A 25,699-nucleotide genomic window follows, 5' to 3' on the forward strand; every position below is an offset into this window, starting at 1 on the left:
TATCATTTTTTTTCAGCTGTGTTAAGGGTCCTGCCCGATTCGATAACAGCATGGTTAATTTCTTTTACACGTTTGACATCCATTTTTTCCACTTTGCGATCATAGGTAAGTAAACCGTTTATTTCATGTTCCACGTCGGTGGTCTGGGTGTAAACCGCTGTACTCAGGCCTTTATAAAGCATCAGCTGCTCAACCTGCTGCATCAGCAGTACATAACGATCCGTAAGCGCATTAACAGTAGGTTCATATCCGTATGCATTATTTTCAACTGGCCACATATGCCCCCTTACAAAGAGCCCGATACCGCCATATTCGCCGAGAGACGCGGCTCGCTTTCCATCTGGCTGCGATGCCCCGTTCGGACCAATATAAATATGCGTATCTACAAAATCACCATTTCCGGGATCTCCCAGTGGTTGCTGATACCCAGGATTATTATTAAACCCGGAATTGCCATTAACCAATCTGGATGGATCATATTTTTTTACCCAGGCGGTGATCTCTTTAACATCAAATGCACCCCAGTTTTCATTAAAGGGCACCCAACTGATAATTGATGGCGCGTTGTAGAGATCATCCATTATAGCTTTAAGCTCTTTTCTGAAAACGCTCCGATTTTTTAATGTATCCTCGTTTTGGTACCACATAGCAGGCATATCCTGCCAAACCAGTATTCCCATTTTATCGGCCAAATAGTAGAACCGTTTAGGTTCGGTTTTCATGTGCTTTCTGATGAGGTTAAAACCTGCATTCTTTGTAAACTCCAGATCCGATTTTAGCGCTTCTTCAGTTGGCGCGGTTAAAATCCCATCTGGCCAGTAGCCCTGATCCAATAAACCGACCTGCATTTCAAACTTTCCGTTCAAAAGCGGCCTTACCACACCATTTACTTTACCCAACCTGATATCACGCATCCCAAAGTAACTCATGATCTCGTCAGTTACCCTGCCGTTTTTATCCTTAAGCACAATTTTTAGGTCGTATAGAAAAGGATCGGCTGGTGACCACAGCCTGGGTTGATTTATCGGGAGAATTAACGGTTCGCCTGCCACCCCCTTTACTTCCGAAATGGCCTTTTTTCCCTCAAATGCAATGGCCTCGATCTGGCCACTGGTTGCTTTGGCTGAAAGAATAAGCCGCTTATTTTCTACATCGGGTGTAATTCGGATCTGTTCGATATGAGTATTGGCCACTGGCTCCAGCCACACACTCTGCCATATACCGGAACTGAAAGTATAATCGCCACGCGGGCCGTTTTTCCCTGAAGGCGCTTTTCCATCATTGGGATCATAAACTGCAACAATCAGTGTATTGGAACCATTCTTTAAAAGCGAGGTAATATCAAAACCAAAAGCATCATAAGCACCTGAATGGCGGCCTGCAAGTTTTCCATTGACGAATATCGTTGCATTGTGATCCACACCATCAAAATGTGCAATAATTTTTTTTCCTTTCCAGTTAGCAGGGATCTCGAACTCACGTTTATACCACATATTGATTTCCTGCTTACGCTCAATACCGGAGAGAAAAGATTCGGGACAGTAAGGCACCAGGATTTTTTCAGCTCTGCCGGGAAATTCTATTACCTGCCTGGGCGCCAGAGCCGATGGTGCATTCTTTCCGCCAACATATTCCCAGCTGCCGTTTAGGTTTAGCCAATCTTTGCGCTGGAGCTGTGGACGTGGATAATCTGGAAAAGGCACTTTTGCCGTAGCAGCATCAATCGTCCATTTGGTAGGGAGTTTAGCTTCCTGTGCCTGTAACGCTATTGAAAGTAGAGATGTAACAGCAAAAAAAACACAAATTTTAAGGGTAAATTTTAAATTCATCAGGCAGAGATATCTTTTTCGTTAGGTGGTTGATTTAATGCAAAATAGTCATAATGAACAGGCGGATCAAATGAATTGTTTAAAAAGTCTCAATCATTAGTTACAAAATATCTTTAGACCTTATCTTTTATAACGAAGAAATTTTGTTTCTGCACGACTGGTAATTTTCAATAAACTGGATGTTTATTCTATTTTTGCCTATAGATCAAACAATCTAAATGAGGCCTTACCCAATTGTATTAAAGATCCTTTTAGTCTTATTACCATTTTTATCTGTAGCGCAGAACGAAAAAACGGAGGTAGATATTTACCCTCACTGGGAAAAAGGCGAAGTGCACAAAATTTCGCTTAAAAGTACCACAACCGATATCGTGAACAAAAAATCGCTCCAGTACACCTCAACCTTTAATGCAAATTTTAAGGTATTAGAAAAGAATGATGATGAATATTTAACTGAGTGGACTAACAGTATAAATTAAACTTTGGCAATACCTTTAGAAGAGAACTGCAGATCGTAAAGCTTTTTATAATAACCGTTTAATTTTAACAACTGCTGATGCGTTCCTTTTTCTTTGATTTCGCCTTTATCGAGCACGATAATCTGATCGGCTTTTTGAATGGTTGACAAGCGATGGGCAATTACGATTGAGGTGCGGCCTTCCATCAAATTGTCAATGGCTTTCTGGATCAATAATTCGGTTTCAGTATCAACCGATGAGGTGGCCTCATCTAAAACCAGGATAGCCGGATTATGGACCAATGCACGGATAAAAGAAATCAACTGCGCCTGACCTGCAGAAAGTGTAGCCCCTCTTTCCATCACATTATACTGATAACCTCCTGGTAAACGTTCAATAAAGTCGTGTGCACCCACTTTTTTGGCCGCATTTACGACCTCTTCAATCGTAATTTCAGGATCATTAAGCGTAATGTTGTTTAAAATGGTATCTGAAAACAAGAAAACATCCTGGAGTACAGTTGCGATGTGGCTTCGCAGGTAATCGAGTTCAAAATCCTCTATATGGATGCCATCCACGGTAATATCTCCTCGTTTAACCTCATAAAAACGGTTCAGTATATTAATGGTAGAAGACTTACCGGCACCAGTTGCACCAACCAAAGCAACCGTTTCGCCTGCTTTTACCTCAAAACTGAGATCTTTTAGCACATAACTGTCATCGTTGTAGGCAAACCAAACCCTTTCGAACTTAATATTTCCATCCAGTTTGGTGGGTTTTTGTTTACCATTGTTAGGGGTAGTTTCGTCGGTATCTAAAACTTTAAAAACACGTTCAGCGCCCACCATTCCCATTTGCAGGGTATTAAATTTATCTGCCAGTTGGCGAATGGGTGTGAACACCATGCCGAGGTACATTATAAACTGTGTAATGGTGCCGGGAGTAACATCTAACGGCTTAGAAAGAATGCTTTTAGCACCGTACCATACCAATAAGCCAAGAGACATGGCCGAAATCAGCTCAACCACAGGGAAGAATATAGAATAGTACCAGTTACTGCGGATATTGGCATCGCGATAACGTTTGTTAATGGCATAAAATTTTCGGTACTCCTGTTTCTCCCGGGCAAAATATTGTACAATAGAAATACCGGTAATGTGTTCCTGCAGAAAGGTATTCAGGTTAGAAACTTCGTTCCTGATTTCCTGGAACGCGACTTTAATGGCTTTTTGAAATTTCCGGGTAGCCATAATCAGCAGCGGAATGGGCAAAAGCACGACTAAACTTAACTCCCAGTCGGTATATAACATTACGCCCACAATAACTACCACCTGCAAACTGTCGCCAATCATGGAAATTAAACCCTCCGAAAATATATCAGCAATGGTTTCCAAATCTGAAACCGTTCTGGTAATCAATTGTCCTATTGGTGTTTTATCGAAATACTTAAGGCGCAATTTAGTAATGTGATTAAAAACATTGATCCGCAGATCGCGGATAACAGACTGGCCTAATGTATTGGTTAAAAGCGTATGGTTATATTGAACTATACTCTGCAAAATGAGCATAAAAATCATCAACATGGTCATGTTTACCAGGCCCGAATAATTTCCGGTTAAAATGTAATGATCGAGTGTGTATTTGATCAAAAACGGACGCACAGGCGAAATGGCCGCCAGCAGAATGGTTAAAATAACCGACCATACAAACACGGTGCGGTAAGGCTTTACGTATTGAAAAATACGTTTCAGTAATCCGGTGTTATATACGTCGCCTGTAACTGCCATGATATGGTTAACTGTTTAACTGTTTAAATTGGTTAACTGCCGTTTAACTAGATGCTTTAATGATTCAATTGGTTAACTGGATTTGGATACAATTAACCGAACAACCAATTTAAACAGTTAACCAAAATAAGGGTATTCTATCTTCACTAAATACAAACCACAGGCAGGTACCGATTGCCCGGCTTTACTGCGGTTTTTACTTTCTATTATTGCTTTAAAAGCGGCTAAATTTATTTCTTTTTTACCAACTGACACCAAAGTACCCATAATAGCCCTGACCATGTTCCGCAAAAAACGATCGGCCTGGATGGTAAAAACCAAGCCGCCTTCTTGTTCTTCAAATACCGCTTTAGTGATTTTACAATTATTGGTAAAAGTTTGGGTATTGGATTTGCTGAAACACGAAAAATCGGTATAATTTAACAGCACAGCTGCGGCCTCATTCATCGCCTCAACATCAAGCTCATCTTTTACCAACCACGACCTGTTAATTTTAAAAGGGTCTTTTTCGAAATGGATATAATATTTATAAGCACGTGCTGTGGCATCAAAGCGGGCATGGGCATCGGGGTCTACCGGTATCATGCGTTTTGCAGCAATTTGATAAGGTAACATGGCATTGATGCCAGTAATGGCATTCAATACTTTAACCTCATCTACATCTTCAACATCGAAATGGGCATAAAAATCTGTGGCATGCACACCCGCATCAGTCCTGCCACAGCCTAATGTTTCGATAGGCTGCCGAAAAAAAACAGACATCGCCTTATCCAACAATTCCTGAACGGTAATTGCGTTGGGTTGGGTTTGCCAGCCATGGTATAAGCTGCCATCATAAGCCAATTGGATGAAATACCTTTTTTTATTCAAAGCGATGCAAAAGTACAGTTTAAGAGGCAAAGGGCAAAGCGCGAAGGTGAGAGTTTGGCGTTGGGAGTTCAGAGCAAATTCCCATCACAAACAGCAATTAATGCTTCTTATGTATAAATCTCTATCCTATTCGGGAACTTTAATCTTCTTTCTTTTATCAAAAAAGTATAGATTTGTTCCAATATATTTACATTCATGATACAAAGAATACAATCTATCTGGCTTTTTTTAGCGGCTTTAACCTTGGTTTTAATGCTTTTCTTACCAATTGCAACAAAAACAGTTGGTGGTTCTGAAGCCAAGATTTATACAAACGGTCTCCATCATTATCTTGAAGAAAAAACAGGAAAGACCTTAAATGCTGAAGTATTTTTACCCTTATTGATTACCAATATTGCAGTCGCATTACTCTGTTTCATCAATATTTTCAATTACAAAAAAAGAAGTTTCCAAAAACGTTTCGCCATCGTTTCGATCATATTAATAGGTGGTTTTGCTTTTTGGTGCAGCATTTATGCAAAAGAACTTCCTGGCGGTATAGAAGGCGCAAATTTTGGTATTGGTGCTTACCTACCCGCTTTAGCAATTTTATTTGTTGTATTGGGTATTTTCGGCATCAATAAAGATGAACGGCTGATCCGTTCTGCTGAAAGATTGAGATAGTTTAATTAGTTTCATAATTAAGAATCAGATGTTATCTACAGATCAAACTAAGGGGTTGCTAGACATACTAAAGACCCGTTTCGAAAAAAACAGGAACTGGCACGAGGGACTGGAATGGCTAAATATACTAAATAAGTTAGAAGCCAATCCGCAGAAACTTTGGGCCCTAAATGAAATGGAAGAAACCGGCGGTGAACCGGATGTAGTTGATTTTGATGAAAAAACCGACACCTATCTTTTTTTCGATTGTGCTACCGAAAGCCCAAAAGGACGTAGAAGTTTGTGTTATGATGCCGAAGCACTGGCATCAAGAAAAGAATATAAACCACAAGATAGCGCCATTAATCTGGCAAATAATTGGGGCATAGAAGTTTTAACTGAAACACAATATCGTTATCTGCAGCAATTTGGCAAGTTTGACAGTAAAAGCTCTAGCTGGATTAAAACACCTGATGATATTAGAAAGCTGGGTGGCGCATTGTTTTGCGACTATCGGTATGGGAAAGTTTTCACTTACCATAATGGGGCAGAATCTTATTATGCAGCGAGGGGTTTCAGAGCTTGTTTAAGCCTTTGATTTAAAATGGTTTTGAAAGATCTATCTTTCAGCATCTCAATTGCCTTTATATCCTAGATTGTTGGCATGTTGATAAACGCTTTCATCAAAAAAACTGATTTTTATAATAAAAACCTAAATCTTCTTAATTTTATTAAAAGCGAAAAGGCAAAAAAAATTACTGGAATGCATATTTCAAATGGATTGTAAAAAACACCTTTTTCAGATTTTTCAATCAAAAACTTAAACTTAAAAGCAAGATCGAAAAAGCTGATTAATTAAATTACGTACTGAAATGACAACATCCGAAATAGATCATTTAATTGCGTTTATCTTCGTGACTTGTTTCGCAATTGTTGCCTCTTACAATCTAAATTTAAATCTGCAGGTATCATCATGTTTTTAAACGTGATGATGAATCTGTATCCGTCTTTACTGCAACAAGAAAATAAAAGACAAATAGATAGATTTATCAATAAATTTTAACAATTATCTTCAAAAACAGGTATTTAAAACGAAGACGATGAATGTAACACCCGCGCATAATGAAAAAATAGCCAAAATGACTTTTTCGTCTGTTTACCCACATTACGTTACAAAAGTGGAGAAAAAAGGAAGAACGGTTGAAGAGCTGCACCAAGTGATTAGCTGGTTAACTGGCTATAATGAAGAACAACTTCAACAATGTATCCAACAGAAAACAACCTTTAAAGATTTTTTTGCGCATGCGGATATACATCCGAGTGCGCATTTGATTACAGGCGTAATTTGTGGTTACAGAATCGAAGAAATTGAATATACGCTGACCAGGCAAGTACGCTATTTAGACAAATTGGTTGATGAACTGGCCAAAGGCAAAACGATGGAGAAAATTTTAAGAGCCGGATAAATTAAAACTGCATTTGATAAATTGGCCACAATCTTCATAAAGATTTACGAATCCGACCATTAAAATCAAAAGGTTTTTATTTTAGTAAATTTTCTGGGGAATTAAAGGCAGCAATTCGCGCCATATCAGCTACCCAATTTCCATTTCTCCTTTTTTATCTTTTATTTCTTCCTTATTTCCAAATATTTAGCCTAAAAAACTATTTACTTGATTCTCTGAGAAATACGAAATATTAATCGTACCTTTGCGGCTCAATTAAAAATAAATAGACGAATGACAAACCCATTTCAATTATTGGGGATAAGTGATGACGTCGTTAATGCCGTAAAGGACCTTGGATTCGAAAATCCAACGCCGATTCAGGAGCAAAGTATTCCTGTACTGTTAGAAGGCACTAATGATTTTGTTGGTTTGGCCCAAACAGGAACAGGAAAAACAGCCGCATTTGGTTTGCCGCTGTTAGAACTAATCGATTTTAAAGTTAACAAACCACAGGCATTGATTTTATGCCCTACCCGTGAGTTATGCTTGCAGATCGCTAACGACCTTAAAAACTTTTCTAAAAACATTGCTAATGCCCACGTGGTTGCCGTTTACGGTGGCGCGAACATTATGCAACAACTACGCGAAATACGCCAAGGCGTTCAGATCGTAGTGGCCACGCCCGGCCGTATGTTGGATATCATTGGCCGTAAAGCCATTGATTTTTCAAATGTTAAATATGTGGTGCTTGATGAAGCTGACGAGATGTTGAACATGGGTTTCCAGGACGACATCAACGACATTTTATCAACCACTCCTGATGACAAAAAAACCTGGTTATTCTCGGCTACCATGCCAGCAGAAGTTCGCCGTATAGCTAAAAACTATATGGATAACCCTATAGAATTAACCATGGGCACCAAAAACACAGGTAATGTTAACATCGAACACGAATATTACATTGTTCGTGCCCGTGATAAATATGCTGCCTTAAAACGTATTGTAGATTTTAATCCTGAAATTTTTGCTGTAGTATTTTGTAAAACCAAATTGGATACACAAGATGTTGCCGAGCACTTAATTAAAGATGGTTACAATGCTGATGCTTTACACGGCGATTTATCGCAACAACAACGTGATAAGGTAATGCAACGTTTCCGTGAGCGTAACATGCAATTATTAATTGCTACCGATGTTGCTGCACGTGGTATCGACGTAAACAACGTAACGCACGTAATCAACTATTCTTTACCTGATGAAATTGAAAGTTATACCCACCGTTCAGGCCGTACTGGTCGTGCAGGTAAAACCGGTATCTCAATCTGTATCATCAACTCTAAAGAAGTTGGAAAAATCCGTCAATTAGAGCGTATCATTGGTAAACAATTTACCAAAGCTGAGCTACCGACAGGATTTGATGTTTGCGAAAAACAACTATTCTCTTTAGTACATAAAGTACATAATGTAGAGGTTAACGAAGAGCAAATTGATCAGTACATTCCGCGCATTATGGATGAATTTAAAGATTTATCTAAAGAGGATGTAATTAAACGTTTTGCTTCATTAGAATTTAACCGTTTCTTAGAATATTATTCCAAAGCTCCTGACTTAAATGCTGCTGTAGGTGATGACCGTGGTGAAAGAGGTGAACGTGGCGAAAGACGCGGACGTGGTAGCGAAGGTTACACCCGCTTATTCATCAACCTGGGTTCTGTAGATGAGTTTACCCGTGGAGATATGTTATCGTTTATCTGTAATAACGGAAAGATTGGTGGCAAGAGTGTTGGTAAAATTGATTTAAAAGGTGTTTTCTCTTTCTTTGAAGTTGAAGATGATGTTGCCGACAAAGTTTTTGAAGGCTTTAAATCAGTTGAATTTAACGGTCGCCAGGTACGTATCGAGAAAAGCGGAGATAGCGGTCGCGGTGAAGGTGCTGGCGAAAGACGCGGTGGCGGTGAAAGACGTGGCGGTGGTTTCGGTGGAGAACGCAGAAGCGGCGGCGGCGGTGGTTACCGTGGCGGAGGCGACAGAAGAAGTTCTGGCGGCAGCGGAAGACGTGAAGGTGGAAACAGTGGTGGCGGTTTCAGAGATTTCTCTGGACGCAGCCGTGATGAAAAAGGTGGAAGCAGAGAAGGTGGAAGCGGACGTAGAGAAGGCGGAAACCGTGAAGGTGGAAGTGGCGAACGCCGTAAAAAATGGTAAATCACTAAACCAAATATTTTACAAACCGGTCTTGTTTATTCGAGGCCGGTTTTTTTATGCAGTTTAATCATTTAAAAACGGTCAGGCCCAGGAAAAACGATCATACTTAATATTCTCAGCATCCATGAATTCACCAAATAATGAATAAGCCTTATTTCCACTAAACTGAAGCTTCAAAGTGTGTAGCAAACCAGATCTGTCACCTTGCTCTAAATTGAATATTTCGTAAAATTTAGCAACTTCTTCCAATTCAATAGCATAGCAATACTCATAATCAGCATCTCCCCATATTTCTTTTACCGATTTACCAATATCATATCCATCAAAGTATAATTGGTTGTTCTCATTAAAATACAACTCCATAGATATTTTAATATCAGGCTTTTCCAGGTAAAATAAAGTTACTTTTTCCAAGGGGTTTAGATTATTTAATGGCCAATGCGCGTCATAAATTTATAGAAAATAACGCTTTTCCAGACCAGGAAAACATTATTTTAAAATAAATGCCTTTTAGAATGGTTTATTCAGGTGGATTTTACAGCTGCAGAATTACAGGCTGTACCTCTTGATAACAGTACTTTTTTTAAAGCAGATATTGATCTAAAAGTATATTTCATAAATTTAGCATTAAGGAAAGCAACTTTAATTATTTAACAATTGTAAAATAGTGGCGCGACTTTAAGATTATCCTTAAATTGCACTACTTTCGCAAATCATGCAGGCAAAATACATTTCCTATCAGGAAACCGGTTCTTTTTCAAAACTGGTTTTAGATTACATCAACAACGAAGAGCAGCTTAAAGCTTTTTATAGTTACCGCCCTGATATTGCGGGTTTAGCCAGCGCAATCGAACACAGAAATTTCCTTGGAAACCGGGCAACCCTCGTAAAGGTTCTGCAAGATCAATATCAGCATTTACAGCCCAATAAATCGGTTACTAAAAACATAGAACTATTAGCCCATGATAATACGTTTACAGTAACTACTGGTCACCAATTAAATCTATTTACAGGTCCACTTTATTTTATTTATAAAATTGTAACGACCATCAATTTAGCCATTGAGTTAAAAATGGCTCATCCCGATAAAAACTTTGTCCCGGTTTATTGGATGGCGACTGAGGATCATGACTTCGAGGAAATCAACCATGTGAGTGTTGATGAAAAAAACATCAGCTGGATTCAGCAAACCAATGGTGCAACCGGAAGATTAAGCACCAAAACTGTTGCCGCGGCAGTAACCGCATACAAGGGATACCTTGGGATCTCGAAAAATGGAAAACGGATTGCCAAACTGGTAGAACAGGCTTATTTGCAACATGATAATTTGGCTGATGCCACCCGTTTTTTAGTGAATAATTTATTCGAGAAGTATGGCTTAGTGATTGTAAATGCAGATGATACTCAATTAAAAAAGCAATTTGCAAATATCATTACCGAAGATATTATTCAGCATAACAGTGCAAGAAATATTGAAAACAGCTCTAAAAACCTTGAAGAATTGGGTTATAAAACACAGGTTAACGGTAGGGATATTAATTTCTTTTACCTGATCGATAACCTTCGCGAACGCTTGATTTTTGAAGATGGCAAATATGTTGTCAACCACACCGAAATCAGTTTTACTGAAGCTGAGTTAAAAGCCGAAATCGAATCACATCCTGAGCGGTTTAGCCCTAATGTAGTGATGCGGCCCATGTACCAGGAAGTTATTTTACCTAATATTGCCTACATTGGTGGTGGTGCTGAAGTAGCTTACTGGATGCAGCTAAAAGCAAATTTCGATTACTATAAGGTAGATTTTCCGGTATTGTTGCTACGCAATTCGGCTTTACTGATAGACAAACGCAGTGCAGAAAATCTGTACAGACTGGGCTTTTCATTAGAAGATATTTTTCTTCCGGTTGAAGAACTGAAAAACATCTGGGTAAAACGGAATACAACTGCCGAACTCAGTTTAGCGGATGAAACCCGCGCAATTAATAGCATTTTCGACCAAATTAAGTTAAATGCCTATAAAATAGATAAAACCCTTTCTGTTTCTGCAGATACCGCAAAACAAAGAGCCAACCGCTTGTTAGCAAATCTGGAAAAGAAACTATTCAGAGCAGAAAAAAGAAAACATGAAACGGCATTGCTGCAGATTGACAACGTAAAGAAGAGATTGTTCCCAAATGGCACATTGCAAGAAAGGATCTTGAATATTGCACCGATGTATGTAAATTATGGAGAAGATTTCCTTTCCTCTTGCATAGAAAATTTTGAACCTTTGGGCGGCGATTTTACGATTTTATTGCCATAAAATTAGTCCGGAGTCCGAAGTCCGCAGTCAATCTTGATTATCGATACTTAATACCTAATATGAACTTCATCATCTTTACCGAAACCAAGCTCAGGGCTTTTACTTATAGCGTTTTTAAAAAAATGGGCTGTTCTGATGAGCATGCCGATTTAGCGACCGATGTTTTGATCCGTTCAGATTTACGTGGAATCGACTCGCATGGCGTTGCACGTTTAAGTGGCTATGTACGTCTTTGGGACAAGAAAAGAATTAATGCTAACCCGAACATTAAAATTGTACATGAAACCCCTACCACAGCAACAGTAGATGGCGATGCCGGATTGGGACTGGTAGTGGCGCCCTTTGCCATGCAAGTTGCTATCGAAAAAGCAGAAAAGTATGGTAGCGGCTGGGTATCGGTTAAAAATTCCAATCACTTCGGCATAGCAGGTTACCATGCTTTAATGGCAATAGAAAAAGATATGATCGGCATCAGCATGACTAATGCAAGCCCTTTGGTTGCACCTACTTATGCCAACGAACGTTTGCTGGGCACTAACCCTATGTGTTATGCTTTCCCTGCGGGCAAATACCCACCGGTAATTGTCGATATGGCTACCGCAGCTGCTGCCAACGGAAAATTGGAAATTGCACAGCGTGCCAATAAAAGTGTTCCGGATGGTTGGGTTCAGGATAAAAGCGGAGAAAATTCGACTGACCCAAACGAATTAAAAAACGGTGGTTCGCTTCTTCCTTTAGGAAGCGATAAAGACCATGGTAGCCATAAAGGTTATGGATTGAGTGCAACCGTAGATATTTTATCGGCGGTATTATCCGGGGCAAATTATGGTCCATGGGTACCGCCTTTCGTAGCGTTCCTTGAGCCATCGGCGAATCCGGTTGGTGAAGGACTTGGCCACTTTTTAGGCGCTATGCGTGTAGATGGGTTCAGGCCAGCTGCTGACTTTAAAGATCATTTAGATAATTGGGTAGAACGCTTTAAAAGTGCAAAAACAATAGACCCCAATAAAAAGGTTATTATACCAGGAGAGCCTGAGCATGAATTTGAACAGGAGAGAAAGATTGGTGGTATTCCGATCATTGATGTGGTGGTAAAGGATCTGAATGAACTTGCTGTGAAATTGGGTTTAGAAGAATTAAAATAGCTTCATTTAACCACAAAGGGCGCTGAGAAGAAAGCGCTAAGTTCGCAAAGTTGGGTGTGGCAATTCTAAATCTTTCAAGTCTGCTAGCATAGAAAGAATCTATCAGTCCGGCCATCATTTTCGCACAGCGTATAGAAATTTGTGTTTTCCGTGTTTCTGCGGCAAAAATATTTAGGCGAATTTATCATTCATTTCACGACTTCGACATTAGATCCTGAAATAAATTACAAACGACAGATTTCCATAGAAAAGTCGCCATTGCGAGGCACGAAGCAATCTTAATGCGTTCGCTAGTAGCGAAAGTTGTAGGATTGCTTCGTCGTTCCTCCTCGCAATGACGAAAAACAAAAAAGCCGCAGATTTAATCAGAATCTGCGGCAACTGTTACGTAATATGATTTATACCCAATAATCAAGATGTATTTTTAGGGCTTAACGATTAAATTATCTTTTAAGTAAAGTGCTTTACTTGACGATCCAATCATTATTCTATACTCTCCAGGGACTACTTCCCAAACATTATTGATATTGAGGGTTTGAAGCACCTCTTTATCCAGCTTAAATGAAATATGCTTAATTTCACCTACTTTTAAATGCACTCGTTGGAAACCTCTAAGTGCAAGAACTGGCTGTGCTAATTTGCTTACCAAAGGTCTCATGTATAACTGTACTACTTCTTCACCCTCATAATTACCTGTATTTTTTAACTCGAAACTTACCGTAACCGTTTCATTTTTAGTCATACTTTTTTGGTCAAACTTTAAATTTTGGTATGAAAAGCTGGTATAACTTAATCCATATCCAAACGGGAAAAGTGGCTCGCCACTTAAGTTGTTGTAATCGTCGCCTCTACCCGTAGGTTTGTGGTTGTAAACCAGGGGCAACTGCGATTCATCAACCGGGTAGGTAATTGGAAGTTTGCCTGATGGACTTACTTTGCCTAGCAATACATCTGCGATAGCACTACCTCCAGCTTCGCCAGGGTACCACACGTTTAAAACTGCATTTACTTTATTTAACCAGGGTTGCATATCGATAGCACTTCCACCAGTTAATACCACGATAATAGGCTTCCCTGTTTTTGCAAGTTCTTCCAATAACAATTCTTGGTTTCCCGGCAGGTTTAACATCGCCCGGTCTAAAAATTCTCCTTCTTTTATCCCGGCAACAAATACGATTACATCGTTATTTTTGGCCGCAGCTACAGCATCAGCTATTTCGTTAGATTTTTTGATATCATGATCCCAAATCAGTTTGATCTTACCATTGCCCTTAGGTTCAAAAAAATCGATTCTGATTGCATATTCCTTATTTTTCTCGAAATGAAAGGGAACGGTCTTGGTACTAAAAGATTTTTTATCCCAGTTATCGATCAATAATTGATCATCAAGATATAATCGGTACCCATCATTACCTTCCAGTCCAATATGAACGTCAGCATTTTGTGGCACTTTAATTTTACCTTTCCACCTTACCGAATAATCATCCAGTTGGAGCTGTTCATCCGGTGGGTATAATGTCCAACTGAAATTAATTACCTTATCATTAATTTCTTTAACTGGTTGCCCGGAGAGCAGAAGGCCCTTATAATATGCCCCTGTTAATCCTGTTTTTCCATTAGCAGAAAGAAACTGGCTATCAATCGGAAGATAAGAATGTATTTCTCTGGTACTGCCTTTTAAATAATTAACCTGAACATCATTGGATACCGCATTTTTCAGGCCATCCAATATATTGATCTTATTGTTTCCCGTGCCGCTGTAACCACCTAATCTGGCTTCAATAGCATCCTCACCTAAGAGCAGGATACGCTTTGCACTTTTTAATGGAAGTGTGTTATAGTCATTTTTTAAAAGAACGAAAGATTTTAAAGCCGCTTCTTCGGCCAGACGGCGATTACTTTGATCGTTCAACATCTTTTCAGCAATACTTTCATCTACATAAGGATGCTCGAAAAGACCCAGTTCAAACTTGGCTTTCAGCACCCTTGTCAAGGCATCGTCTATTCTCGATTTGGGAATACTACCATCTAAAAAAGCGGGTAAAAAAAGTCTGTAATGGTTATAATCTACCTGGAAAATTACGTCTAGCCCGGCATTGATCGATTGCGCTGTGGCGTCTTTATAATCTTTAGCCGTAAAATGTAATACATTGGCGCCTCCAACTGCACCCGCATCAGAAATAACGAAACCTTTAAAACCCCATTCCGATTTTAGTTTAGTGGTAAGCAACCATTTGTTTGAAGTTGCAGGTGAACCAAAAACACTGTTGTAGGAGGTCATTAATGAACGGATGCCCACATTTTTAACACCATCTTTAAAGGCAGGAAAGTGGATTTCCTCCAGGAAATGTCTGCCCATTTCTATGGGGTAACTATCACGGCCACCGTCGCCTACATTGGCAATAAAATGCTTTGGCGTAACAATAATATTCTGTTTTTCTATGGCGCTCATAAAAGCATGGCCAAGTACAGTAGTTAGATAAGGATCTTCTCCATAGGTTTCTTCTACCCTGCCCCATCTTACATCGGTAGCCATATTGATTACTGGCGCCAAAAGATCTCTCAAACCACGTGCCCTGGCTTCAGTGGCGATAGCTGTACCAATTTTCCCTACTAAAGTGGTATCAAAACTAGCCGCTAAACCAATTGATTGCGGGAAGGCTGTAGCCCCTTGCCTAACCAAACCGTGTAAAGCCTCATCAAAGGGAATAATTGGAATACCCAAACGGGTTTCTTCAATAAAATATTTTTGAATTTTATTAACCTTTTTCGCCAGAGAGAGTCCGTCTTCAGCAGTATTGTAAGTTAACATCTGTTGCGCATTGCCGCTGCCTTGTGCAGCCGCACTTACCTGCAAACCAAAAATGCCGTGTTTAAACTGGTTTTTATTTTTCTCGGTTACATCACCTGGAATCATGAACAACTGCCAGAATTTTTCTTCGGGAGTCATTCTCGACACGAGGTCTTTTACCCTTAAATCGATACTTAATTTTGGATTTTTATAGGGCAAAGATTGTTTTTTAACCTGGGCAAAAAGGCTGCTGCATAAAAACAATGCGGTTATTAAAAATAGGTAACTTTTATGTTTGGACATTACTAATTGGTTTCGGGCGTAAAAGAGAACGTCAACGCAATTTTCTCATCGGTTTTTGGAAAATCAAAATGCACTTTGCCATCTATCAATTTCCATTTTACTTTTTGCTTATTGTTTAGTAGCGTAATAGCGGTTCCTTTTTTGGGAATGTTTCCTTTCCAGGAAACTTCGTTAAGTGCATTACCATCCAGCAACGAGATCCCATAAATGGTTTTGCCATCTTTACTTTGGGTAAACCAATTTTGCCCATCATTGTAGTTTTTGGTAATTCTTGTGCCGTATATGGCTGCACCATTTTTGCTTGTCCACTGACCAATCTCCTCTAACTTTGTAATCACATCATTAGGCAGCGTTCCATCTGCCTTAGGTCCAACACCCAAAAGTAAACTTCCGCCCTTAGCCACTATTTCTACCAGTTTATGAACCACTTCTTTTGCCGTTTTATACTGATCGTTAGGCACAAAACCCCAGGCTCCGCCTAAAGTCATACAGCTTTCCCAAGGGTAATCCAATTGTTTTTCGGGGACCTTTTGTTCGGGGGTTTGGTAGTTTTCGTATTGCCCATGTACCGTTCGATCTACCATAATTAAACCAGGCTGTGCTTTTCTGGCCATTGTGGCGATTTTAGGCATGTCAATATCCTGGCTCCACTCCGGAATAGGTGCCCCCCACGAAAGTACTTCTTCATTTACTGAAGCCAAAGGCCTTACCCAACCACCATCTAACCATAAAATATCGATACTTCCATAATTATTCATCAACTCACCAATCTGATTTTGGGTATAGCTTTTAAACTTGTTCCAACGCCATGGGTTCTTTCTGATGTCGTAATTGTTATTTCTATTTGGGGTAGCGTATTTATCCCACCAATAGTATTGCGAATGCCAGTCGGGCTTTGAAAAATAAGCACCAATCATGAAGTTCTGCTTCCGGAAAGCATCGAATACGTATTTAGCCACATCTTTTTTAGGGTTATTGGCAAATTGACCTTTTGCAATGCTATAATCGCTTTCTTTGGTATCAAACATGGCAAAGCCATCGTGATGTTTGGTGGTAAAAACCAGGTACTTCATTCCGGCATCTTTACCTGCCTTTGCCCATTGCCCGGGGTTAAATTCCGTTGGATTAAATTTCTCACTTAATCCCCAATACCATTTCTTGTAATCATCGTACTTTATTGTACTGTCTCTTTCAATCCAGTCTTCCGAACAGATTGACCAGGATTCAATAATTCCAGGAACAGCATATAAACCCCAGTGAATGATCATGCCAAACTTTTGGTCTTGCCAATGTTCCAATTTCGTTTTTACGGCTTGATCTTTTGGCCATTCGTATTTCGTTGACTCTTTGAGGATATCGTTTCGTTGGGCAAAAGCGATGTTAAAGCAACAGATAAAGGCAATTAAAAGGCTGGGTATTTTCATATTTTAATATCATTAAAAATCCCGACAGAAACTGCCGGGATTTAATTTAAAAAGGATTAAGGCATCCAGAATATTTTGGTTTTGCGGGTATCTTTCCCTACCACAGCCTGATAGTTTGTACTATTTAAAGTTTTCTCTTTTGCCGGATAAATTAATCTCGTTGGAGGCGTCTCATAACCTGCTTGCTTTCCGTTTGTCGGGAATGTTAACACAGGAATACCAGTTCTTCTGTATTCGGACCATGCCTCCGTTGCCTGAAGAACACCAAAGTGTACCCATTTTTGGGTATAAATCTTGGTTAGTTTATCTGTTGAAGCATCAGTATAAGTTGCATTAGAAGCATTTACCCAATTATCAATTGTTGTTGCTGACGGAAAAGTTTCCTTAACATATGCCCCTTGATTTATATTATTTAGGTGGTAATAAAATGCCACAGATTGCCTTAAAGCTATATCATAAGCGGTCTTAGCATCTGCTGTACTGCCCCATCTTTCAAAAGCTTCTGCTTTTAACAAGTTAACTTCTGATGCTGTAATTAAAATTCCAGGAAGTTTTTGGTTGAAAACAAAAGTTCCAGAATCTAACACCGCATAATCAGCAAAGCTTGATTCTTGCTGGGCTGTGGTGAAAGTAACAGGCATTGCTTTATAAGTTGGATTTTGAACAAATTGATCTTTTCCTGCCACTTTCTTTACCCGACCAAATTTATCATATAATACTGGGATTCTTGGATCATTTGCTGGTAGCAAAACTGTATTTAACATATAATCAGTAGCATACCAACCACCTTCAAAAAATGCATCGTGCAAATCGCTTGAACTGTTTGTAAGGGGCTGTAATAAAATATCAGAAACACTTGGATTGTAAGTGCCAACATTACCACCATCAACTAATGGAAAATTAGTCTGATCGCCTAACATTTGAAGCACAGCAGTTTTTGCGGTTGCTTCATCGGTTTTTGAGATACGCATTAACAGCCTTAACCGTAATGAATTAGCATATCTAGTCCATTTATTTAAATCACCCTTTAAGAGAATATCTGCTTTAGCGAAGACAACTGTAGAAGTTGCTGTTTTGAAGTAGGTACCCGCACTTGCTAAATCAGCAATAAAGCCGGTATATAGTGCCTTTTGTTCATCATATTTAGGATTTTTAATCAAATCATTTGTTGTTAAGCCTCCCGCTTCTGAATAAGGAATGTCACCCCATAAATCTACCATCTTAGCCGCTTGTTCGATAAGCACTACTTTTGCCGCTTGTAAAATAACTCTTTGAGCAGCTTGATCAGTAGTTGAAAGTGAATTAAATTTCCTTTCCATTGCTCTGTATAAAGCAAGTGGTCCACTTCCATTTCCTCCTGGGCTATAGAAATCATCCCAGTATTGTTGTGAGTAGCTATCACTTTGCTGATAAACGGTATTGCCGTTAGCAATGTAAGTAGTTTGAGCATACACTCCTGGCATTTGACTCAAGAATGTGCGCATGTTCCAATACTTAGCAGCTACACGGTCATTATTGAGCATTCCAGTAAATAATCCCGGTAAATTGGGGTCTAAAACGTTTTCAGGATTATTAAATTTATCATCAATATCCTTTTTGCAACCAACCGCAACAGTTAGTGACAATACAAGAAAACTTGCTTTTATGATTAACTTTTTCATAATATCTTATTTGTAATTGGCTAAAAATTTGCATTTAATGAGAATCCAAAGTTTCTAGATGCAGCTGTTGAGCCAACATCCACACCTTGCGACCACCATTTGTTTCCTAGCGGTGCCTCCGGATCCAGATCTTTCAAAGTTCTATGGATGTAAAATAGATTACGTCCGATCAATGAAAATCTTAAATTAGAAATTTTTAGTTTTTTGGTGAAAGAAGCCGGGATTTTATAGCTCAACACAATCTCTCTCATTTTGATATAATCGTTATCAAAAATCTCTGCTTCGGTTAATGAACCTTCACCCCAATTATAGGTAGTTATATAATAGTCAGCAGCAGAAAGCACCTTCGTATTTGGCAATCCGGTGGTTTGATTTACACCCTGCAAAACTACACCATCATTATAGGTTTTACCATTGCTGGTATAGCTTAAACCGCCGCTAGCTGCATCTCTGAATTCCATCGAATTTTCTAACATACCTGCACCACGCATATATTTCAAGTTAGGCGCAATCATTTTACCACCGAAACGGTAATCGATAGTTACGTCTAATGCAAAGTTTCCGTAGCTAAAAGTGTTAGAGAAACCACCAACTGCTTTTGGCATAATGTTTCCTGCCTTAACATAAACAGAATTATCCATTACATAGTAACCATCATCATTAATTAAGTAATTTCCATTCGCATCAGTCTTTCTCGGACGAATATAGATGTTACCCAAATCCTCGCCAGCTCTGGCAACGATTTTAGCGGTAGCCTGATCTGAAGAATAGAAATTGATTTCAGAATTGGCATCATACAATGAATTAACTTTCGATTTATTGGTTGAGAAGTTTAAACGGGTATCCCATCTGAATTTTCCAGAAACCGGTGTTGCGTTTAAAGCAATCTCCCATCCTTTATTACCTACTTCACCAACGTTTACAATCTGCTTTTGTGCGCCATTTGTTGCAGTAACATCTAAAGGTAAGATTTGATTTTTGATCTTATTATTATAATAACTCACATCTAAACCTAATCGGCCGTTTAAAAATCTGGTTTCTAAACCAAATTCGGCTTCATGCTTCTTTTCAGGCATTAAGCCTAAGTTCCCATACGAATTTAAAGATACTATTGATGGCACAGGCCCATTAATGCTTTGTAAAGAAGTTTGTTTATAGGAAATGTTTGCCTCATAAATTGGAGGGGCATTACCTACCACACCGTAAGAGGCTCTTAGTTTTCCATAACTCCAGAATTTTGGTAATTTCCAAAGATCACTAAAAACAAAACCACTGTTTACTGAATAATAAGAGTATTGATTGTTTCCTGGAGGAAGGGTAGAAACATATTCTTGTCTGGCAGTACCTTCAGCAAATAAGAAATCCTTATAACTTAAATTCACTAAACCTAAGTAAGCATACTTAAGTTGCTCTTTACGTGCTTCAGTAGTCTCGGCCACATTAAAAGAGTTAGATAATGCAAAGAAGTTTTCCGTTACTAGTCCATCTCTAGTGTTCGATTTTAAGTCTTTATAAGTTTCTTTTCTACCCTGGTAACCGCCGCTGATTGATAAACCAAAATCTTCGCCAATTTTGTTCGAGTAAGTTAACAATGCGTCTCCGTAAAGTACAGAATACTGTCCTTGAGTTGTTGTATAAGCTCCAGTACTTGTATTCGTGTTAAGCGCGCTTGGAATTTCAGTAAACTGATGATTTTCAGTTTTAACACTGGTATAGTCATTCCCAACACGTCCTCTCAACTTTAGGTTTTTAGCTACGTCATAATTTAAAGTGAAACTAGATAACAACCTGTTTTCATTTTCGTCATATTGGTTTTTCAATTGTTGCCAATAAAAATCCAATAAATTGGTTGCTCTGATATTGAAAAGGAATGGTTCAGGACGAGCAGTCTGATCAAAAGTAGCATACTTGTAACCATTACTCGTTTGGAATCTTTCTTTCATCAGGCCCATATCTTCCGCACGGCTGAAAAAACCAGCAAATGAGCCTAAAACCTGACCTAATTGGTAAGGTCTGTTTTTAGTAATGGTATTTACATAACTCACAATCACGTCTGCAGACAATTTTGGCGCAAGTTTGATTGTAGAGTTTAAGTTAAAAGTATTTTTAGCACCGGTATTTCCTGGTTGAGTACCTTTATAATCTAAACGAGAAGCAGAGAAACGGTAATTAACGCCCTCTGTCTGATTAGAAATTGCAACGTTTGCATTAGAAGTATATCCGTTTTGGTATACATCTCTATAGTTATTTGGTTGAGGAGAGTATGAACGAATTGAACCATCCCACCATCTTACTTGCTGGCCTTCCATTTTAGGCCCAAAATTCGCATAAGCTCTGAAATACGGTCGGAAACCACTTGGAGAAATTGCATCAGCAATCCAGCCTTCCTCAGTTGCGCCATTTGCTATATTAGTTTCCCTATCATAACCAGGACCATAGGTATTTTGAAAATTAGGAAGAAATGCTACCTGATCAATAGAACCCTGATAATTAAAATCTACTCCTAAACCACGATTTTTAGATCCTTTTTTTGTGGTAATTACTACAACTCCACTAGCTGCATCAGAGCCATAAAGCGCAGATGCACTTGCTCCTTTTAATACGGTTAAACTTTCGATATCTGCAGGGTTAATATCCAATATGCCATTACCACGTACACGTTGATCATCCCAATAGTTATTGTTGTTTGCTCCTGCTGCACCATTTTGTCCATCATTTCTGATCATTACCCCATCCACAACATATAAAGGTTGCTGATTGTAGTTAATAGAGTTAATACCCCTGATTTGAACATTTACCGCACTACTGGCACCACCTGGAGCTGTTGTAATCTTAACACCTGCAGCTTTACCATAAAGTGCTGATGCAAAGTTGGTATTACCTGCCTCTGTTAACTGTTTAGCCGTTACCGTACTCACTGCATAACCAAGAGATTTTTCCTGCCTCTTGATGCCAAGCGCAGTCGTAACTACGTTAACTTCATCAAGCTGATTACTGCTTTCTTTGAGGATAACATTAAGTGATGTTTGATTATTTATGCTAACTTCTTGCTTAGCGAAACCTATTGCAGTGAAAACCAATACCTCGCCAGGATTTACTGTTAATGAAAATTTTCCATTGCCATCTGTTTGCGTTACTTTGGATGTTCCTTTAACAGAAACGCTTACACCAGGTAGAGGTCCTGATGAGTCTTTTACCGTACCGGTAATAGTTGTCTGTGCGAAAGCACTTATTGTTATGAAACATAACAATAGTATACTCAAACACTTTAAGTACATTTTTTTCATATTTTTTTGTTTAGTTTAAGATTAGTTTAAATTTTGACTTTGTATTGAGCCTTTTATCTTGCCATATCGTATTGGTTTTGGTTAAATATTTATCTTCTATTTGTTAGTTAGCTATTTTAATCGAATTGGTTATGCTCGATTGTTAAACTTCCGGCAGCCAATAATTCGGCTTCATCCGTCAGGGTAGAAAGTTTTATTTCGGTTTGCTCAGCTATCCGGGGAATACAAAACTCATGAATGGCTTGTTGTATCGGCGGTAAAAGCATTTTCCCCGCCTTTGCGCCTCTTCCACTCAAAACAATACACTCAGGATTTAAAAGATGGATTAACGTAGCCACGCCTTTACCCAATTGAAAAATCGCTTTAGCCAAAACAGATATGGCCACAGGATCTTGCTCACTTACAGCATGTAAAAAATGATCCGCAGGATGTTTACTTTTGTCTTTAAACAGTTTTTTCATACTCGATTCGGCACCGGCAGCTATAGCCTCTTCTGCCCGTTTTGCCATAACCAATAAAGAAGTATCTACCTCTAAACAGCCTCTTCTTCCGCAAGAGCACAAGTTATCGCTGTCTGAAAGTGGGATATGACTAAATTCACCAGCATTGCCGCCACTGCCCCGGTATAATTTACCATTTACGATGATGCCCAAACCCGTTCCCCAACCAATATTAACGACCATTACATCTTTTAAATTAGCAGCCTCTCCGAAATTTAATTCGGCCATTGCAATTAAACTGGAATCGTTATCTATATGTACTGGTAAATTGATTTCGGAAGAAAGGTATTGCTGTAAGGTGATACCTTCATTAACTTTAAGAAAAGAATGGTTTATGCCTTCATCTGCATTAACAAAACCTGGCATACCAATGCCAACACCTAAAATATCTGTCCGGTTGATTTTAGATTGATCAATACTGCTGTTGATGAAATTAACAAGGTCTCCAATATTACATTCTTTTGATGACAGCTCAAACTCCAAAGTCTGAATGGGTGTAACCATTTTTCTGGATAGGTTATAAATGGTTAACCTGGATGTAAGCTGATCCATCGCAATGGCTACAATATATTTTTGGAGATTGGGATTGATTAGGAACATTGCCGCCCTTCTGCCACCAGTTGATGGTGCATAACCCTCTTCTATAATATAGCCCTCGGCAATTAAACCATTAACCACTGCGGTAACTAAAGGCAAACTTTTTTGCGTCAGCTTACTCAGATCTGTAAGTGAAAGCGATTTTTTATAGTACAAATGCTTAATGACACCAGCCCTAAGACGCTGATTTTTTTCAACAATTACAGACATGATATTTGATTGCAGTTCAAACTTAAAAAATATTTTTAAAACATTATTATACTTCTTAATTTTTTTTAAAAGTTAATTATAAATGTGTTATAAATAAAAAAGGCGAATAATCTTCGATTATCCGCCTTTTTTAAAGAATTATATTTTATCAATGAATTCCCATAAATAATCTGTTCCACCTTATTTTATGTAAAAAAGAAGCAGTGCTATCCCAGCTCATCCAAACAAATAAAGCCTTACCTACAATATGGTCTTCAGGTACAAAACCCCAATAACGCGAGTCGGCTGAGTTATGGCGGTTATCGCCCATCATCCAGTAATAGTCCAATTTGAAGGTATAGCTTGTAGCTGCTTTATCGTTAATATACCAAACACCGGCTTTTTGTTCCACTTTATTACCTTCGTAAGTTCTGATTGCCCTGTAATACAATGGCATGGTGGTGCTATCAATTTTAACAGTCCATCCTTTTGAAGGAATTTTAATCGGCCCAAAGTTATCCCTGTTCCAAACTCTATTTGGATCGTTCGGAAAAACGCCCCCTGGAACGGCTCCGGCAGGATCGGGACTTAAGGTTACCGATTTTACAAAGTCAAGCGTTTTTAGCTTTTCTGCAATTTCTGGCGAAGCATCTACAATGTAGGTATTGGCAGCAACTGCAGGTACACTTCCCAGGTTTAAATTAAACTCATCAAGCGCAGCATAATTAAAGTCCATGGTTTTAAACTCAATGCGATACGGCATCATGCCCGTACTTTTTAAAGGCTCATCCTTACCATTTACGTTGGCAATACCATTGCTCATTGAAATTACATCACCCGGGATACCAATACATCTTTTAATAAAGTTCTCGCGTTTATCCACCGGACGGTCTACAATAGTATAGGTACTCCTCACCTGTTCCCGGCCCATGCTTCGTACCAGCGCATAATAACTTTCTGCCTGGTTTTCTACAGCAACAGTATCTCCTTCCGGAAAGTTGAATACCACTACATCATTTCTTTTAATTTTAGATAAACCAGGTAAACGGTGATATTTCCACTGCACGCCATCCCAGTAAGCTTTGGTAGAAGTAGTTAAGGGCATGGTGTGATGAGCGAAAGGAAAAGCAACCGGCGTCATCGGAATACGTGCCCCATAATTAACTTTACTTACAAAAAGGAAATCGCCAATCAGTAATGATCTTTCCATCGAACCGGATGGAATAGTGTAGGCCTCAATAAAAAATACGCGGATGATGGTTGCAGCCACTACGGCAAAAACAATTGCATCAAACCACTCGCGTGTTTTCGTTTTTTTCTTCTTTGGGGCATCTTTTTTTCGTTGCCAGAATTTATAATTCATATATCTTATTTTTGGTTTAGCGATTTATCAAACCAGCTACCTGTTATCTGTAATCCTTTGGTGTGATTTCACTGATTAAATGATTTCACAGATCATATTGCGCTTTGGTCTTTCAGCTTTAGGCTTTAGACTTTATTCAAAAATATCAGTAATACTGAAAAATCCTTTTTTATCTTTTAACCATTCTGCCGCTACTACCGCACCCAAAGCAAAACCAGCTCTGTTGTGGGCTGTATGTTTAATTTCTATCTCATCAACCTCGCTACTGTAAATTACCGTATGCGTACCTGGAATATTTTCTATTCTATGCGATTCGATCAGCAATTGTTCAGCTTTTGGAAATAATTCAACATCAGTTCCTACCACTTCGTTTAACCACTCTTGTTTTCTGTCCAGATTATCCACAATCCCTTCTGCAAGGGTAATGGCTGTACCGCTTGGTGCATCCAATTTTTGTGTATGGTGAATTTCTTCCACCTGAACATCGTAGGCGGGATAGTTATTCATTAGTTTGGCCAGAGTTTGGTTAAGCTTAAAAAATAAATTTACGCCAATACTGAAGTTAGACCCATAAAGTAAAGTATTGTTACTTTTATCGCAATCATCTTTTACTTCCTGCAATTTGCCATACCAGCCAGTTGTTCCCACGACTATAGGCACATTGGCATCAAAACAGGCATCAATATTTTTCAAAACCGAATCAGGTGTACTAAAATCGATTGCTACATCAGCCGACTTTAAATTTTGCCTGGTTAAATCTTCCTGATTATCAATCGTTATCTTGAGCACAATTTCGTGGCCACGTTCCAACGCAAATTTTTCGATAATCTGCCCCATTTTACCATATCCTAAAAGCGCAATTTTCATCTATTTATGTTTGTCTTAGTTTCTATTTTTATTT

General features: G+C 38.9%; 19 protein-coding genes. 8 read left to right on the forward strand and 11 right to left on the reverse strand.

Annotated elements, in window-relative coordinates; translation table 11 throughout:
• Positions 1 to 2: 2 nt before the first annotated feature.
• Positions 3 to 1,829 carry a glycoside hydrolase family 2 protein gene (locus BLR60_RS08000; RefSeq protein ID WP_090498584.1) on the reverse strand — a complete coding sequence of 609 codons (1,827 nt, stop codon included), beginning with the start codon at positions 1,827 to 1,829 and terminating at the stop codon, positions 3 to 5.
• Positions 1,830 to 2,047: 218 nt separating this feature from the next.
• Between BLR60_RS08000 and BLR60_RS08005 the strand changes: the two genes are divergently transcribed.
• Complete coding sequence (locus tag BLR60_RS08005) at positions 2,048 to 2,308, forward strand: hypothetical protein (protein WP_090498586.1); 261 nt, start codon at positions 2,048 to 2,050, stop codon at positions 2,306 to 2,308.
• Here the strand turns inward: BLR60_RS08005 and BLR60_RS08010 are convergent.
• Together BLR60_RS08010 and truA are read right to left on the reverse strand one after the other, a co-directional pair.
• Complete coding sequence (locus tag BLR60_RS08010) at positions 2,305 to 4,074, reverse strand: ABC transporter ATP-binding protein (RefSeq protein ID WP_090498588.1); 1,770 nt, start codon at positions 4,072 to 4,074, stop codon at positions 2,305 to 2,307. The genes BLR60_RS08005 and BLR60_RS08010 overlap by 4 nt on opposite strands.
• Positions 4,075 to 4,191: 117 nt before the next feature.
• Complete coding sequence (gene truA / locus BLR60_RS08015; RefSeq protein WP_208600597.1) at positions 4,192 to 4,944, reverse strand: tRNA pseudouridine(38-40) synthase TruA; 753 nt, start codon at positions 4,942 to 4,944, stop codon at positions 4,192 to 4,194.
• 195 nt (positions 4,945 to 5,139) lie between these two features.
• Between truA and BLR60_RS08020 the strand changes: the two genes are divergently transcribed.
• The 5 genes from BLR60_RS08020 to BLR60_RS08040 all read left to right on the forward strand — a co-directional run bounded on the left by BLR60_RS08020 (position 5,140) and on the right by BLR60_RS08040 (position 9,236).
• A complete protein-coding gene (locus tag BLR60_RS08020) occupies positions 5,140 to 5,607 on the forward strand; it encodes a DUF4293 domain-containing protein (RefSeq protein ID WP_090498590.1) in 468 nt (155 codons plus the stop codon).
• A gap of 28 nt (positions 5,608 to 5,635) precedes the next feature.
• Positions 5,636 to 6,184: a DUF4256 domain-containing protein gene (locus tag BLR60_RS08025; RefSeq protein ID WP_208600598.1), complete on the forward strand. Its 549-nt coding sequence runs from the start codon at positions 5,636 to 5,638 to the stop codon at positions 6,182 to 6,184.
• A gap of 321 nt (positions 6,185 to 6,505) precedes the next feature.
• Positions 6,506 to 6,649: a glycosyl-4,4'-diaponeurosporenoate acyltransferase CrtO family protein gene (locus tag BLR60_RS25430; protein WP_394333564.1), complete on the forward strand. Its 144-nt coding sequence runs from the start codon at positions 6,506 to 6,508 to the stop codon at positions 6,647 to 6,649.
• Positions 6,650 to 6,686: 37 nt separating this feature from the next.
• Positions 6,687 to 7,052, forward strand: coding sequence for a DUF2200 domain-containing protein (locus BLR60_RS08035; protein ID WP_090498594.1), 366 nt, complete (start codon positions 6,687 to 6,689; stop codon positions 7,050 to 7,052).
• A 273-nt stretch (positions 7,053 to 7,325) separates the two neighbouring features.
• Positions 7,326 to 9,236 (forward strand): DEAD/DEAH box helicase, encoded by a 1,911-nt coding sequence (locus tag BLR60_RS08040; RefSeq protein ID WP_090498597.1) that lies wholly within the window; start codon positions 7,326 to 7,328, stop codon positions 9,234 to 9,236.
• A gap of 81 nt (positions 9,237 to 9,317) precedes the next feature.
• Here the strand turns inward: BLR60_RS08040 and BLR60_RS08045 are convergent, their stop codons facing one another.
• Positions 9,318 to 9,650: a hypothetical protein gene (locus BLR60_RS08045; protein WP_090498600.1), complete on the reverse strand. Its 333-nt coding sequence runs from the start codon at positions 9,648 to 9,650 to the stop codon at positions 9,318 to 9,320.
• Between the two features lie 301 nt (positions 9,651 to 9,951).
• Here BLR60_RS08045 and bshC point away from each other — a divergent pair, with 301 nt between their 5' ends.
• Both bshC and BLR60_RS08055 read left to right on the forward strand, forming a co-directional pair.
• Complete coding sequence (gene bshC, locus BLR60_RS08050) at positions 9,952 to 11,538, forward strand: bacillithiol biosynthesis cysteine-adding enzyme BshC (RefSeq protein WP_090498603.1); 1,587 nt, start codon at positions 9,952 to 9,954, stop codon at positions 11,536 to 11,538.
• A 59-nt stretch (positions 11,539 to 11,597) separates the two neighbouring features.
• Positions 11,598 to 12,683 carry an Ldh family oxidoreductase gene (locus BLR60_RS08055; RefSeq protein WP_090498605.1) on the forward strand — a complete coding sequence of 362 codons (1,086 nt, stop codon included), beginning with the start codon at positions 11,598 to 11,600 and terminating at the stop codon, positions 12,681 to 12,683.
• Positions 12,684 to 13,107: 424 nt separating this feature from the next.
• On the opposite strand, the gene BLR60_RS08060 is transcribed toward BLR60_RS08055, so the two are convergent.
• The 7 genes from BLR60_RS08060 to dapB all read right to left on the reverse strand — a co-directional run bounded on the left by BLR60_RS08060 (position 13,108) and on the right by dapB (position 25,665).
• Positions 13,108 to 15,777, reverse strand: coding sequence for a glycoside hydrolase family 3 C-terminal domain-containing protein (locus tag BLR60_RS08060; protein ID WP_090498607.1), 2,670 nt, complete (start codon positions 15,775 to 15,777; stop codon positions 13,108 to 13,110).
• 2 nt (positions 15,778 to 15,779) lie between these two features.
• Complete coding sequence (locus BLR60_RS08065) at positions 15,780 to 17,201, reverse strand: alpha-L-fucosidase (RefSeq protein WP_090498609.1); 1,422 nt, start codon at positions 17,199 to 17,201, stop codon at positions 15,780 to 15,782.
• Between the two features lie 56 nt (positions 17,202 to 17,257).
• On the reverse strand, positions 17,258 to 18,862 hold the full coding sequence (locus BLR60_RS08070) for a SusD/RagB family nutrient-binding outer membrane lipoprotein (RefSeq protein WP_090498612.1): 1,605 nt from the start codon (positions 18,860 to 18,862) through the stop codon (positions 17,258 to 17,260).
• 20 nt (positions 18,863 to 18,882) lie between these two features.
• Complete coding sequence (locus BLR60_RS08075; RefSeq protein WP_090498614.1) at positions 18,883 to 22,149, reverse strand: SusC/RagA family TonB-linked outer membrane protein; 3,267 nt, start codon at positions 22,147 to 22,149, stop codon at positions 18,883 to 18,885.
• A 116-nt stretch (positions 22,150 to 22,265) separates the two neighbouring features.
• Positions 22,266 to 23,456, reverse strand: a complete 1,191-nt coding sequence (locus tag BLR60_RS08080; RefSeq protein WP_090498616.1) for an ROK family protein — start codon at positions 23,454 to 23,456, stop codon at positions 22,266 to 22,268.
• 148 nt (positions 23,457 to 23,604) lie between these two features.
• Positions 23,605 to 24,798 (reverse strand): signal peptidase I, encoded by a 1,194-nt coding sequence (gene lepB, locus BLR60_RS08085; RefSeq protein ID WP_090498618.1) that lies wholly within the window; start codon positions 24,796 to 24,798, stop codon positions 23,605 to 23,607.
• A gap of 132 nt (positions 24,799 to 24,930) precedes the next feature.
• On the reverse strand, positions 24,931 to 25,665 hold the full coding sequence (dapB, locus tag BLR60_RS08090; protein ID WP_090498620.1) for a 4-hydroxy-tetrahydrodipicolinate reductase: 735 nt from the start codon (positions 25,663 to 25,665) through the stop codon (positions 24,931 to 24,933).
• Positions 25,666 to 25,699 lie beyond the last annotated feature (34 nt).

This window comes from Pedobacter terrae, assembly GCF_900100705.1.
GTDB classification, from domain to species: Bacteria; Bacteroidota; Bacteroidia; order Sphingobacteriales; family Sphingobacteriaceae; genus Pedobacter; species Pedobacter terrae.